The sequence below is a fragment of the Chryseobacterium panacisoli genome (assembly GCF_008274625.1).
Classification (GTDB): domain Bacteria; phylum Bacteroidota; class Bacteroidia; order Flavobacteriales; family Weeksellaceae; genus Chryseobacterium; species Chryseobacterium panacisoli.
Window position 1 is genome coordinate 592,121 of the sequence record NZ_VTRU01000001.1, and the last position, 14,003, is coordinate 606,123.

The following is a 14,003-nucleotide window of genomic DNA, read 5'->3' on the forward strand; positions in this document are numbered from 1 at the left end:
TTAGTTTGCAACGTCACTGATAAATTTAATTCTCAGCATTCTCACTTCTTCATCAGAAAGTTCATCTCCGAATTCATCCAGCAATACTTTCATGCTGTCACTTTCAGATTCATTCATAAACTCCATAAATCCGTCTACGATGTCTTCATCAAAATTATCTTCAATATAATAGTCGATATTCAGCTTTGTTCCCTGATAAACGATTCTTTCCATTTCTTTCAGAAGTTCATCCATAGAAAGGTTTTTGGCTCTTGCAATATCTTCAAGGTCAATCTTTTTATCAGTACTCTGGATAATGAAAACTTTATGGCTCGATTTATTGGCCACCTGTTTCAATACCATATCCTGAGTACGTTCTATATTGTTGTCTTCTACATATGTTTTGATGTAATCAGCGAATTCTTTACCATACTTTTTAGCTTTTCCTTCGCCTACTCCATATATTTTGGTAATTTCATCTACTGTAATCGGATACTGAACAGTCATATCCTCCAAACTTGGATCCATAAACACGGTATATGGTGGAATTCCATGTTTTTTGGCAACCTTCTTTCTAAGTTCTTTCAACAGATTAAAAAGGTTCTGATCCATACCCCCGCTAGCCTGCTGCTGTACCTGATCGCTCTCAGCTTTTGCCTGGGTAAGGTCAAATTCTCTGTCTTCAGCGATTAAGAATACATCTTTAGAAGTACCATTCAGGACTGTTTTGCCTTTTTCTGTAATCTTTAAAACGCCGTAAGTCTCAATATCTTTTTGTAAAAAATTCTGAACGGTTGCCTGTCTCAGAATTGTTTTCCAGTAATTATCTTTTTCTTCTTTTCCAAAGCCAAAGTGAGAACTTTGCTCAAGTTTGTAAGATTTTGTCACTGCATTTTCTTTTCCTACGATCACGGAAATAAGATCTTTAGACTTAAATTTTTCTCCTGTATCATTAATTAATTCCAGTGATTTTTCTAAGTCTGCAGTGGCATCTTTTACTTTTGGCGGATTGGATGAGTTGTCACACATATTGGCTCCGTCTCCATTTACAGGATCGAAGCTTTCTCCAAAATAATACAGGATATATTGTCTTCTGCTCATTGAAGTTTCAGCATAACCTACCACTTCATTTAAAAGCTGCAATCCGATTTCTCTTTCTGAAACGGGTTTTTGTGCCAGAAATTTTTCTAATTTTTCAATATCTTTAGGGTCGTAGAATGCCAGGCAGTGGCCTTCTCCTCCGTCTCTTCCTGCTCTTCCGGTTTCCTGGTAATAGCTTTCCAATGATTTTGGGAAGTCGTAGTGAATCACAAAACGTACATCCGGCTTATCAATTCCCATCCCAAAGGCAATGGTTGCAACAATTACATCTACTTCCTCCATCAGGAATTTATCCTGATTGGCAACTCTCACTTTCTGGTCAAGACCCGCGTGGTAAGGAAGCGCGTTGATTCCGTTTACCTGCAGAAGCTGGGCAAATTCTTCAACTTTTCTCCGGCTCAGGCAGTATACAATTCCTGATTTTCCTTTACGCTGATTGATAAACTTTACAATTTCCTTATCTATATTGATTTTAGGACATACTTCATAATATAGATTAGGACGGTTGAAACTTTCTTTGAACACTAATGCATTAGCCATTCCTAAAGTCTTCTGGATATCATCCTGAACCTTAGGAGTAGCAGTAGCCGTTAAAGCAATCACCGGTACATTGGCGATTCTGTCTATAATCTGTTTCAGATTCCTGTATTCCGGTCTGAAATCATGTCCCCACTCTGAAATACAGTGGGCTTCGTCGATAGCAAAGAAAGAAATTTTCACATCTTTCAAAAAATCCAGGTAATCATCTTTTATTAATGATTCAGGAGCTACATACAGAAGTTTGGTTTTGCCGCTTTTGATATCGTCAAAAACCTGCTTGGTCTGCGTTTTGTTTAATGAGGAATTTAATACATGCGCTACCCCATCCTCAGATGAAAGGCCGTTTACTGCATCTACCTGATTCTTCATCAACGCTATCAAGGGCGAAACGACAATTGCCGTACCTTCCGAAATAAGTGCCGGAAGCTGATAACATAATGATTTTCCACCACCTGTAGGCATTAAAACAAATATATCCTTCCCATTCAAAAGGTTGTCTATGATTTGTTCCTGCTGGCCCTTAAATGTAGAAAACCCAAAATACTTTTTCAATTCGCCTGATAAATTGGCTTTTTTTGCGCTCATCTAATTTTCTATTGCTAAATTTGCATCACACCCAAAGTTATAAAAATTCTGCTTAAAATAAAAGCGAACGAATTTATAAAAAATAAAACTTATATTAAATATTCTTTTTAAAATATAACGTTTTTAAAAAACTTTTTTGTATACCTTATTATCATAAAATGGATAGAACCAACATTATATCAATTGCAAAAACCACTTTAGAAATAGAGATTTCTGAACTCGAAAAATTAAAAAACAGAATTGATGATCAATTTGCACAGGCAGTAGAGATCATCAACTCAGCAAAAGGAAAGCTTATTGTGGTAGGAATTGGAAAATCGGCCCATGTAGGAAATAAAATTGTAGCGACCTTAAACTCAACGGGAACACCTTCACAGTTTCTGCATGCTTCAGAAGCTATCCATGGAGATCTGGGAGTAATTCAGAAACAGGATGTTGTTTTATGCATCTCAAATTCCGGAAATTCTCCTGAAATTGCCAACCTGGTTCCTTATTTAAAAGATTATTCTTCCGCCTTGATCGGGATGACAGGAAATAAAAAGAGTAAGCTGGCTGAGTTTTCTGAAGTTATTTTAGATACTCACGTTGACGTTGAGGCCTGTCCGAATAAACTGGCACCTACCAGCTCTACCACCATCCAGATGGCTTTGGGAGATGCTTTGGCAGTTGCTTTAATGGAGTTGAATGATTTTAAGGCTAATGATTTTGCCAAATTCCATCCAGGAGGAAGCTTAGGAAAAAATCTGACTTCAAAAGTGGAGCAGTTTCTTTCTTCTCAAAAACCTCAGGTTGCAGAAGATTCATCAATAAGAGATGTCATTATCTCAATCAGTGCATCAAGCCACGGAATTACAGTGGTAACTCATTCGGATCAGATCATTGGTGTGATCACAGACGGAGATCTGAGAAGGATGCTGATGAAAGGAGAAGATATCAGTAAGGTATTGGCTAAAGATATTATGTCTGCCCATCCAAGAACTATTGAAAAAGATGCGTTGGCCAAAGAAGCTATGAAAACGTTGAAGGAAAATAATATCGGCCAGCTTATTGTAACGGAAAACGGAAAGTATTTCGGGATTATAGATCTGCATAAACTGCTGGACGAAGGGATTAATTAGAAAATATAATCCAATGTTCAGAGATTAATACATGAAAGGTGATGTACAGATTAAGAGTAAAATTTAACTAATAATCTGCAGACGCTTACTTCTGTCATTTTTTTTATAAATTTGCGCTTTAAAAATTGTATTCTGTGAGTGATGGTAAAGACATGTCCTTTCTTGGGCATATAGGAGAATTAAGAGGGCATCTGATCCGTTCGATTATTGCTATCATAATTGCGGCTTTTGTGGTTGGCTTTAATATTAACTGGATTATGGACCATATCTTTTTTGGCCCTACCAGAAATGATTTCCCAACCTTCAGAGTGGTTAATCATTTTTCAAGAATGATTTTAGGAGAAGACAGTATTCACCTTCCAAAAGACTTTCCTGTTCGTGTACAGAGATTGTATCAGCAGTTCAATGTGATGATGGCTGTTTCTGTTTTTGGAGGAATGGTAGCGGCATTTCCTTATATTGTATGGGAATTGTGGCGTTTTATAGGCCCTGCTTTACATCCGAGAGAGAGAAAAAATTCTATTTATATCATTAATGCGGTATGGATTCTTTTCATGACCGGAGTATTATGCGGTTATTTTCTGATCCTTCCCTTTGCAGTAAATTTTGGGGTTATTTTTAAAATTTCAGACATTATCGTTCCGCTTTATGACTTAAGTGATTATACCACCTTATTTTTACAGGTAGTTTTAGGAATGGGTGTTATTTTCCTATTTCCAATTCTGATCTATTTCCTTACCAGCATTGGAATCCTTACCCCAACATTTATGAAAACATATCGTCGTCACGCTATTGTTTTGATTATGGTAGTTGCTGCAATCATTACTCCGGCAGACGTTTTAAGTATGCTGATGGCTGCATTTCCACTGCTTATCCTGTATGAATTCAGTATTATGATGTGTACATTCACGTATAAGAAAGTACAGAAAAGTAACGGAAATCTTCCGGCAGTACAGAAATAACTAATATTTTCACTAATAAAAATCTAAGCGCTATTATTCAATTGAATGATAGCGCTTTTTATTAAAAAAATCAACCTTAATTATATTTATTCTTAATATAATTTAAAATAAGAATAAAATTTAGCTAATATTATAAAGTTAGGAATAATTAACACGATATTATCAGTAAAAGATTAAAAAAACATACTATATTTAAAACTTCAATAACAAATAAAAAATATGAAAAAGAAAATTATTTTCGTCTGTGCATTGGCCTTAAGTCTGAGCGGTTTACAGGCACAACGCTGGGAACCGGTCTCGGAGAAAGTCACGCCAGTAAGAAAAGAAGTAAAGGTAGAATATGCCTACAAGTTTGATCTTTCTGCATTGAGAGATCAACTGAAAAACACTCCTGAAGCAGGAAAAGGAGGAAGCCCGGTAATCGTTTCCCTTCCTACAGCCGACGGAAGGATTGAAAGATTTTCAGTTTACAGCTCCCCTGTAGTAGAAAAGTCTATGGCAGACAGATATGAATTGGGAGCATATTCTGGTATCGGACTGGATAACCCACATAAGCAAATCCGGTTCAGTACTGCACCAAACGATTTCCAATCTATGACCTTTGACTCCAATACAGGCAAATACGAATTCATAGAGCCTATCAACAAAGAAAAGGATGTATATGGAGTCTTTTTCAAATCCAACAAATCTCATGAAGATCCTTTTGAATGCAGAACTTCTGAGCCTGAGAAGGCAAAGAAAGAAATGAATAAGCTGCTCAAAACAAAAAATGTTTTAAACGGGCTAGGTAATGTTAATAAAAGTAATGAACAAAAATACAGAACCTATAGAATCGCCATCTCCGTAAATGGTGAATACACACAACTTGCAGGAGGTGTTCCTGCTGCTGCAGCCCGCATTAATGCTACAATGAACCGTGTAAATGGTGTTTTTGAAAAAGATTTTGGAATCCATATGATTGTACAGGATCTTCCACAACTCATATTTACAGATCCTACTACAGACCCTTATTCTAATGTGATAACAAATCCAAATGGAACATATAGTGCTCCCGGTGCATGGAATCTGCAGCTTCAGCAAACTCTTTCCAATACTGCCGGTGTAGGTAACAATGTATATGATATAGGACATTTCTTTGGTCACAGAGGTGGTGGTGGAAGTGCCGGAGATGTAGGAAATGTCTGCAGAAATCCTGCAAGCAACAATGATGCAACTTCTAAAGGTGCAGGAATCACGTCACCATCCACTCCAGATCAGCCTTTCGGAGACAATTATGATATAGATTTTGTGGCTCATGAAATCGGTCACCAGTTCGGTGCAGCGCACACAATGTCTATTGCTTTACATGGTGCCCACATGGAACCGGGATCCGGGTCTACTATTATGGGATACGCCGGTATTACCAACTATAATGTTCAGATGCATTCTGATGCTTATTTTCATACCAAAAACATTGAAGAAGTAGGAGCATATGTGAATGCTCAGGATTGTGGCACTATTACAGCAGTAGCCAATACACCGCCTTCTATACAGCCATTGGCTAATAAAATGATTCCTAAAGGAACCGCTTTTGTACTGACAGCTTCTGCTGCAGATACACAAAATGATCCAATGACTTACACATGGGAACAATATGACCTGGCTACTTCTACTTTTGGGCCAGTAAGTGCAACCAGAAATAATGGTGCAAACTTCAGATCTCTAATGCCAACAACCTCCCCTACACGTTATTTTCCTAAATTCACAAACGTTCTTAATGGTGCTCTTACCAGTGCTGCAGATTGGGAAACCGTATCCAACATACCAAGAACTATGAATTTCAAGGTAACGGTGAGAGATAATAATCCGAATGCTGCGCAACAGCAGACACAAAGCAGTCTGACGAAAGTGGATATAGGAAATGAAGGTCCTTTCAAAGTAACATCAACTACAGTTTACAATAATACTCCGGGAGCTGTTACCTGGGATGTAGTAAACACTAATAATGCTCCGTATAATGTACAGAATGTTAAATTAGACTATACTACAGACAATGGAACTACATGGACGGTAATTAACGCTTCCACACCTAATGACGGAGCCGAGCCGTTTTCGTTCTCTTCTTTGGCAACAGGTGCCAGCGTAAAAATAAGAGTAAGCGCAATTGATAATGTGTTCTACGCTGTTGGAAATGCCACCGTTTCTGCATCTGCAAGTGCCTGTACAACATCTGCTCCGGCAGGTATTACAGTAACAGGTATTACCAGAACTTCAGCATCTGTAAACTGGACAGCTTTAGTGGGTGCAACGTATTCTGTAATGTATAGAAAAGTAGGAACAGCAACATGGACTACCGTTCCTGTTTCAACCAATGCTTATAACATCTCAGGCCTTACTGAAGCCACCCAATATGAAGTACAGGTAGCGAATGTTTGTGGAGCCTCTGTAGGTTCTTATTCAGCATCAACGAATTTTACAACATCTCCATTTACTAAATGTTCAATAACTGGAACAAATGCAGCGGATGAGTATATTTCCAATGTTACCGTAACCGGTGCGGGAATGAGCCCTGTTTCAAACAGCAGCAACAACACTCCTTATACAGACTACACTACAGACCCTACGAAACTGATCACCCTGATGTCCGGATCCTCAGGTAACAATGTAAGTATTAGCAAAGGATGGACAGGTTCCCAGTATAATGATGGAGTAACAGCATGGATAGACTTCAACAAAGACGGAGTATTCTCTTCATCGGAAGTCATCTACACCAGTGCACCTAGTATAGCAACACCTGTTTCAGGAACATTCTCAGTACCAGCAGATGCTTATACGGGAGGAAATGTAATTATGAGAGTTGTACTTGGATATGAAAGCCAGCCAAACAGCGGATGCAGCAACCAGCAATATGGTGAAGTTGAGGATTATCCGGTATTGATCCAACAGCAGCTTTCTACCAGTGAGACCATAAAAGACAAGAGCTCAATTCAGATTTACCCTAACCCGGCAAGTGATGTATTGAATGTCACTCAGATTTCATCTAAAGCTCAGTTTATCATTACCAATATGGCAGGTCAGAAAGTAATGAACGGCCAGATTAACGATAATAAAATCCAGGTTTCAAAATTAAGCACTGGAGCTTATATTATTTCAATTGAAGATAAAGGAACCACTACGAACCTTAAATTCATCAAAAAATAAAATCTAACAATTTTTACAGCCCGGCATTGACCGGGCTTTTTTTATGCCTTCCCAAAATCAATATTTTATTGCATTTCCGGTATGTGCTATTGATTTAATTTTATACTTTTGAAAAGATTATTAATAAAAGTTTAAATGAAAAAGTTGTCATATACCCTGATATTTGCATCAGGACTTGTTTTCGGACAGTTCTTTGAAAAGGGTAAGGTTTTCACCAAACAGGATACTTTAAAGGGCTCCAATACTGAATTCAGGAATTTTTGGGACGTCAAAAAATATGATCTTTCCGTAGAACCGGATTTTGAGCAGAAAAGCATTAAAGGAAATAATATAATCAGCTTTGAGATCATCAAAGATATTACCAATCCTGTTTTCCAGATCGACTTTCAACAGCCGATGAAAGCTGATAAAGTGGAAGGAAGCTTTCCTATTGCCAATTATAAACAGGACGGAGACTTTGTTTTCATTACTACGAATAAAAAATTCAAAAAAGGCGAAAAATATACCATCAATGTTACTTATTCCGGAAACCCCACCATAGCTAAAAAAGCACCTTGGGATGGCGGATGGGTTTTTACTAAAGATGAACAAGGAAATCCATGGATGACTGCTGCTGACGAGGGAATAGGAGCTTCCATATGGCTTCCTACCAAAGATATCTGGAGCGATGAACCTGATAACGGAGTCATTATGAAAATTGTAACTCCTAATGATCTGGTAGGTGTAGGTAACGGCAGGCTAACTGATAAAAAAACAGTTGGTAATAAAACAACTTATACATGGGAAGTGAAGAATCCTATCAACGCCTACTCCATTATCCCGAGTATAGGAAAATATGTAAATTTTAAAGATGTATTTGAGGGTGAAAAAGGAAAACTGGACCTGGATTATTGGGTACTTGACTATAATCTGGATAAAGCGAAAAAACAGTTTCAGCAGGTAAAACCAATGCTCTCAGCCTTTGAATACTGGTTTGGCCCGTATCCGTTTTATGAAGATTCATACAAACTTGTAGAGTCTCCTCACCTTGGTATGGAACATCAGAGTAATGTAGCCTATGGAAACAAATATCAGAATGGCTATCTTGGAAGAGATCTTTCAGGGACAGGAGTTGGATTAAACTGGGATTTCATCATTATTCATGAAAGCGGCCATGAATGGTTCGCCAATAATATTACAGCAAAAGATCAGGCTGATATGTGGATCCATGAAAGTTTCACCAACTATTCCGAGACTCTTTTCACAGAAAAATATATGGACAAAAAATCTTCAGAAATCTATGTTCAGGGGATCAGGAAATTGATAGACAATGATGTTCCTATTATTGGTCAGTACGGCGTAAGAAATGAAGGGAGCGGAGATATGTATCCGAAGGGAGCCAACATGATTCATACAATAAGACAGGTGATTAACAATGATGAAAAGTTCAGACAGATTCTGAGAGGACTGAATAAAGATTTTTATCATCAGACTGTTACCACCCAGCAGATTGAAAATTATATTTCATCAAAATCCGGCATTGACTTTTCTACTGTTTTTGATCAGTACCTGAGAACGATAAAAATACCTACTCTTGAGTACATCCAAAATGGGGATACTTTAAAGTTCCGTTATACAGATGTGGTAAAAAATCTGAAATTACCAATAATTATCAATGGTGATCAAACGATCAATCCAACGGAAGAATGGCAGACCGTAAAGCTTAAGAAAGATGCTCTGGTTGAACTTAATCCTAATTATTATATTAATTATTCCAATAAGAAGTAAAAGAAAAAGGCAAATTTGCAGTCAGCAGATTTGCCTTTCTTTTTTTGCTTTAAAATTTTAAGAAAAGTTTAATACTTTTTCCGTAACAAAATGACAAAAAGAGCAACTATTTAATTATTAATGTAAACGTAATGAGAAAAACAGTACTTAGTCTCGGTATTTTTGCTTCTTTTTTAGCAAATGCTCAGTCTATAAAAACAACCATTGATCTGGTCAATGTAAAAGATGATAAAGTAGCCGTTACCATGGAATTTCCGAAAATGAAATCCGGGGATGTTAAATTTCATTTTCCCAAAACGGTTCCGGGTACTTATTCTGTAGACGACTATGGAAGATTCATCGAAGGGATCAAATTTTACGATAATAAAGGCAAAGAACTTACTTTCACTAAAGTAAATGACAATACTTATTCATTGAAAAACGCGCAGGGTCTTTCCAAAATCTCTTATCTTGTGAATGACAGTTTTGATGATGAATTAGATACTTCAAAGCATAAAGCCGTATTTTCTCCATCGGGAACCGATATTGAGGCGGGTAAAGTATATATGATCAATACTCACGGATTTATTGGATATATTGATAATATGCAGGATGTTCCTTATCAGCTGACTGTTCAGAAGCCAGCAGATTTCTACGGAACAACAGCATTGGTAGACCAGGACAAATCTGATGCTACAGACACCTATACCCTTGCGAACTATGCTAAGGTAACAGATTCTCCACTGATGTATACAAAACCGGATTATATTACCTTCAATGCAGGAGGAATGGATCTGGTACTGGGAGTATATTCTCCAACAGGAAAATACAAAGCTGCCGATTTCAAAGAAAATCTGGAAAAAATGGTGGTTGCTCAGAAGAAATTCCTGGGTGATATGAATACCAATAAAAAGTATGCGATCATGCTTTATCTTTCCGGAGGTGACGGACCTAAAGTAAAAGGTTTCGGAGCGCTGGAACACCATGAATCCACAAGTGTAGTACTTCCGGAAGCTATGCCGAAAGATGCTATCGACAATACCATTACAGATGTGGTTTCCCACGAGTTTTTCCATACGGTAAATCCTCTGAAGACTCATTCTGAAGAGATTCACTACTTCGATTATGCAGATCCGAAGATGTCTCAGCATTTATGGATGTACGAAGGTGGAACGGAGTATTTTGCCAACCTGTTCCAGATCCAGGAAGGTCTTATCAATAAAGATCAGTTCCTTCAAAGAATGGGTGAGAAGATTGCCAACTCCAAAAGTTATGATGATACGATGCCGTTTACGGTAATGAGTAAAAATGTATTGGTTGAACCTTACAAGGATCAGTACAGAAATGTTTATGAAAAAGGGGCTCTTCTGGCCATGTGTCTTGATATTGAGCTTAGAAAACTTTCCAACGGAGAGATGGGATATCGTGACATGATCAGAAAACTGTCTCAAAGATTTGGAGAAAACAAACCTTTCAAAGATGATAAGCTGATTGACGAACTGGTAACGATAACCGGATATCCTCAGGTAAAAGATTTCTACAATAAATATATTGCAGGAAACCAGCCTACTCCTTATGCAGAATATCTGAAAATGGTAGGTGTAGACATCCAAAAGCAGGAAAGTCATCCTCTTTTCTGGTTTATCAAAGACCCGAACCAAACAGGCTTTGATGAAAAGACCAATGCTTTTGCCTTTGATGATCATTCTGCCCTGTCTCCATTTGCAAAAAGTATCGGATTTAAAATCACAGACCAGGTACTTGCTCTGGATGGAAAAACAGTAGACATCAAAAATGTACAGGACTTTATTGGCTATACCAGAACCATCAAAGACGGACAGGACGTTACGGTAACGATTTTAAGAGATAATGCCGGTAAGAAAGAGAAAATGACGCTGAAAGGAAAGGCTATTCTGGATAAAATGACAATGGAAACGCCTACATTTAAGGCGAATCCTACTCCGGAAGAACTGAAACTGCAAACACAGTGGCTCACTGGTAAAAAATAATAAGAAAAGCGGGGAAATTTCCCCGCTTTTTGTTTTTAAATACTGAATACTATATGTTGTATTTTATTATTATCACTTATTTAATTTAAACCTTATAGGTTTTAGAAACCTATAAGGTTTATGTTTTGTAAAAAAAATATTTTCACTTGCAACCTTTATTCTTTCTTAATGGTAATTCTAAAAGTACTTCCCTTTCCTACTTCAGTCTGAGAAATCTTAATATCTCCGTTATGGTATTCATGAATTACTCTTCTTGCCAATGACAATCCTAATCCCCAGCCTCTTTTTTTAGTAGAATATCCGGGATTAAAAGCATTTCTTGCCTGCTGTTTTGTCATTCCGCTTCCGTTGTCTTTTACTTCAATCAGAATATTTTTGTTTCTTTCAAAAATTGACATCGTAATAGCTCCTTCACCTTTCATCGCATCCACAGCATTTTTTACCAGATTTTCAATTACCCAGCTCATCAGAATTTTATTGTGGGGAACCAAGAGCGTATAGGTCGGGAGATTCAAAGTAAAATTAATTTTTCTGGAGATTCTGGTTTTCAAATAATCATAATTCTCCTGAATGGTTTCATTGAAATTTCTGTCATTAAGTTCAGGAACAGAACCTATTTTTGAGAATCGTTCTGAGATCGTTCTCAGTCTTTCAATATCTTTTTCTATCTCATGTACTCCTTCCGATTCAGGATTATCAAGCTTCATAATTTCCATCCAGCCAATCATGGAAGATAAAGGTGTTCCGATCTGATGAGCCGTTTCTTTAGCCAGACCTGCCCAGAGATACCCCTCATCTGTCTTTTTGATCGTCCTGAAAAACCAGAATGAAAAACCGAAATACAATAGAATAAACAATCCTAAAATATAAGGCGAATACCGAAGATTATTAAGCATACGCGAGTTGTCATAGTAGACAAACTGATTATTACCATCCGGCACTTTGATCTCAATAGGATCATAATTCTTCTCCATATTCCGGATCAGGTCCTGAAGTTTCTCAGGATTCTTTATCGTAGCTTCGGGAATATTTCTGTAATATCCGAGATCCAGAATAGGGTTTTTGTATTTATCCGTTACGATGAACGGAATAGTGTTGTTGATATTAAGGATATCGGGCAGCAGATCCAGAACATCCGTATCCGGAGTCTTTACTTCCTGCTGTATTCTTATTGCTTTGGAAAGAAGGCTGATCCTTTTGATCTCCTCTTTTCTGAGAAAATTAATGAGTGATGTTGAAGCCACTACAATAGCAATCACCAAAGTAGTCATAACAACAAAAATGATCCAGTTATTCAGTCTGGTAAGTATGGATTTTCTCAAAGTTATTTTATTTTAAAACATTCAGAATTTTCTGCAGTTCTGCATTTCCACTTCCCTGGTAGTTGTTGATAATAATTGAAAACACATATTTTTTGCCATCTTTTGCGGTGTGGTATCCTGCAAAAGATTTGATATCTCTCATCGTTCCGCTTTTCATCTTCATTCCATTCTCCTGAACCGGGAAACCATCGTAGTACGCTTCAAACCATGATTGTTTTTTAGCATACAAAAGGGCCTGTACTTCTGCTTTTGCTGCTACATAATTCTGTGGTGAGAGTCCGCTTCCGTCTGCAAAATTGATCATATTAGGATTGATTCCTTTTGATTTCCAGAATTCTTTCAGATAAGAAACTCCGCTTTTAAAACTTGAATTTCCTTTTTTCTCTTTTCCCAAGGTTTTAATCAATGTTTCTCCATACAGATTGATACTTTTCCTTAGAAACCAATACACAATCTTATCCAGCGTCGGAGATTGATAAGTCAAAAGAATATTATTTTTAGGCGCTTCCAATGCCTGTTTTCCCTCTATTTCAAGCTGTGAATTCGTTATTGCTTTTCCTGAAATCTCAATTCCCGATTCTTTCAGCCATTGCTTCACTTCTGCTGCCAGCTGTAAAGGCGGATTAGGTGTAGAACCGGAAACCGTAACCGTTTTCCCTGCCGGAAGCATTCCGTTAATCAACGCTACCTCGGAATGAGGTGCGGTAAAGATAAGACTCTGGTCAGAACTTCCCCCGGCTTTCAGATCATTCAGCCATTTCACTCCTTCCAAAGGATAAGAAAAGTTTTTAAAATCGGTTCCGTTAATATTGATATCAAACTGGTTTTCTTTCCAGTTGATTCCCCATACACCGGCTCCGTAATAATTTCCAAGATCATCCCAAGGCCAGCCTCCCGGAATGGTCTGATGGTCAAAATAAGAATCATCAATCACCAGATCTCCGGATATTTTTGTAATTCCTGAGTTTTTAAGGGCCTCAATCAGCTTCTTTTTAAAATTCTCAGGTTTATAGGCATCATATCTCCAGCTTCCTAATGTAGGATCACCATTGGAACTGATGAAAAGGTTTCCATTCAGTGTTCCTCCGGATATATTTCCAGAATAGCTTGAAGTAGTGGTAAAAGTATAATTTTTGCCTAAGGTTTCCAGGGCAGCACCAGCAGTAAAAATTTTCTGTGTAGAAGCAGTAGAAAGGCCTTTACTTCCCTGATATTCATATATAAAATTGCCATTTTCATCTGAAACATAAAATGATAAACTGGAAGAAACCGTTCCTGAAGAATCCATGAGATCCTTGGTTACTTTATCCAGTTTCTGGGCAATATTCTGCGCTGCAACCATCTGTACAGAGAGTGTGAGAACAGCAAGTGTTTTTTTCATTAAATTGTTATTTGGTCTAAATGCAAAGGTTTTCAATACACTTCACAACCAGTATCTGAACCTTTTCCGTTGTTTAAATT

General features: G+C 37.5%; 8 protein-coding genes. 5 read left to right on the forward strand and 3 right to left on the reverse strand.

What is annotated here, in order from left to right; all coding sequences use genetic code 11:
- Window positions 1-2,205 carry a DNA helicase RecQ gene (gene recQ, locus FW781_RS02825; protein WP_149386018.1) on the reverse strand — a complete coding sequence of 735 codons (2,205 nt, stop codon included), beginning with the start codon at window positions 2,203-2,205 and terminating at the stop codon, window positions 1-3.
- A gap of 158 nt (window positions 2,206-2,363) precedes the next feature.
- Here recQ and FW781_RS02830 point away from each other — a divergent pair, with 158 nt between their 5' ends.
- The 5 genes from FW781_RS02830 (at window position 2,364) to FW781_RS02850 (ending at window position 11,220) form a co-directional block, all read left to right on the forward strand.
- The gene (locus FW781_RS02830; protein WP_149386019.1) at window positions 2,364-3,323 is read left to right on the forward strand and encodes a KpsF/GutQ family sugar-phosphate isomerase; all 960 of its coding nucleotides are present in this window, start codon (window positions 2,364-2,366) and stop codon (window positions 3,321-3,323) included.
- A gap of 134 nt (window positions 3,324-3,457) precedes the next feature.
- Entirely contained in the window at window positions 3,458-4,285 is an 828-nt protein-coding gene (gene tatC / locus FW781_RS02835; protein ID WP_172625647.1) for a twin-arginine translocase subunit TatC, read from the forward strand.
- Window positions 4,286-4,504: 219 nt separating this feature from the next.
- Window positions 4,505-7,465 carry a reprolysin-like metallopeptidase gene (locus FW781_RS02840; RefSeq protein WP_149386020.1) on the forward strand — a complete coding sequence of 987 codons (2,961 nt, stop codon included), beginning with the start codon at window positions 4,505-4,507 and terminating at the stop codon, window positions 7,463-7,465.
- A gap of 135 nt (window positions 7,466-7,600) precedes the next feature.
- Window positions 7,601-9,232: a M1 family metallopeptidase gene (locus tag FW781_RS02845; RefSeq protein WP_149386021.1), complete on the forward strand. Its 1,632-nt coding sequence runs from the start codon at window positions 7,601-7,603 to the stop codon at window positions 9,230-9,232.
- 131 nt (window positions 9,233-9,363) lie between these two features.
- On the forward strand, window positions 9,364-11,220 hold the full coding sequence (locus FW781_RS02850) for a M61 family metallopeptidase (protein WP_149386022.1): 1,857 nt from the start codon (window positions 9,364-9,366) through the stop codon (window positions 11,218-11,220).
- Between the two features lie 155 nt (window positions 11,221-11,375).
- On the opposite strand, the gene FW781_RS02855 is transcribed toward FW781_RS02850, so the two are convergent.
- A complete protein-coding gene (locus FW781_RS02855) occupies window positions 11,376-12,542 on the reverse strand; it encodes a sensor histidine kinase (RefSeq protein ID WP_149386023.1) in 1,167 nt (388 codons plus the stop codon).
- A gap of 7 nt (window positions 12,543-12,549) precedes the next feature.
- Window positions 12,550-13,923 carry a D-alanyl-D-alanine carboxypeptidase/D-alanyl-D-alanine endopeptidase gene (gene dacB, locus FW781_RS02860; RefSeq protein WP_149386024.1) on the reverse strand — a complete coding sequence of 458 codons (1,374 nt, stop codon included), beginning with the start codon at window positions 13,921-13,923 and terminating at the stop codon, window positions 12,550-12,552.
- Window positions 13,924-14,003 lie beyond the last annotated feature (80 nt).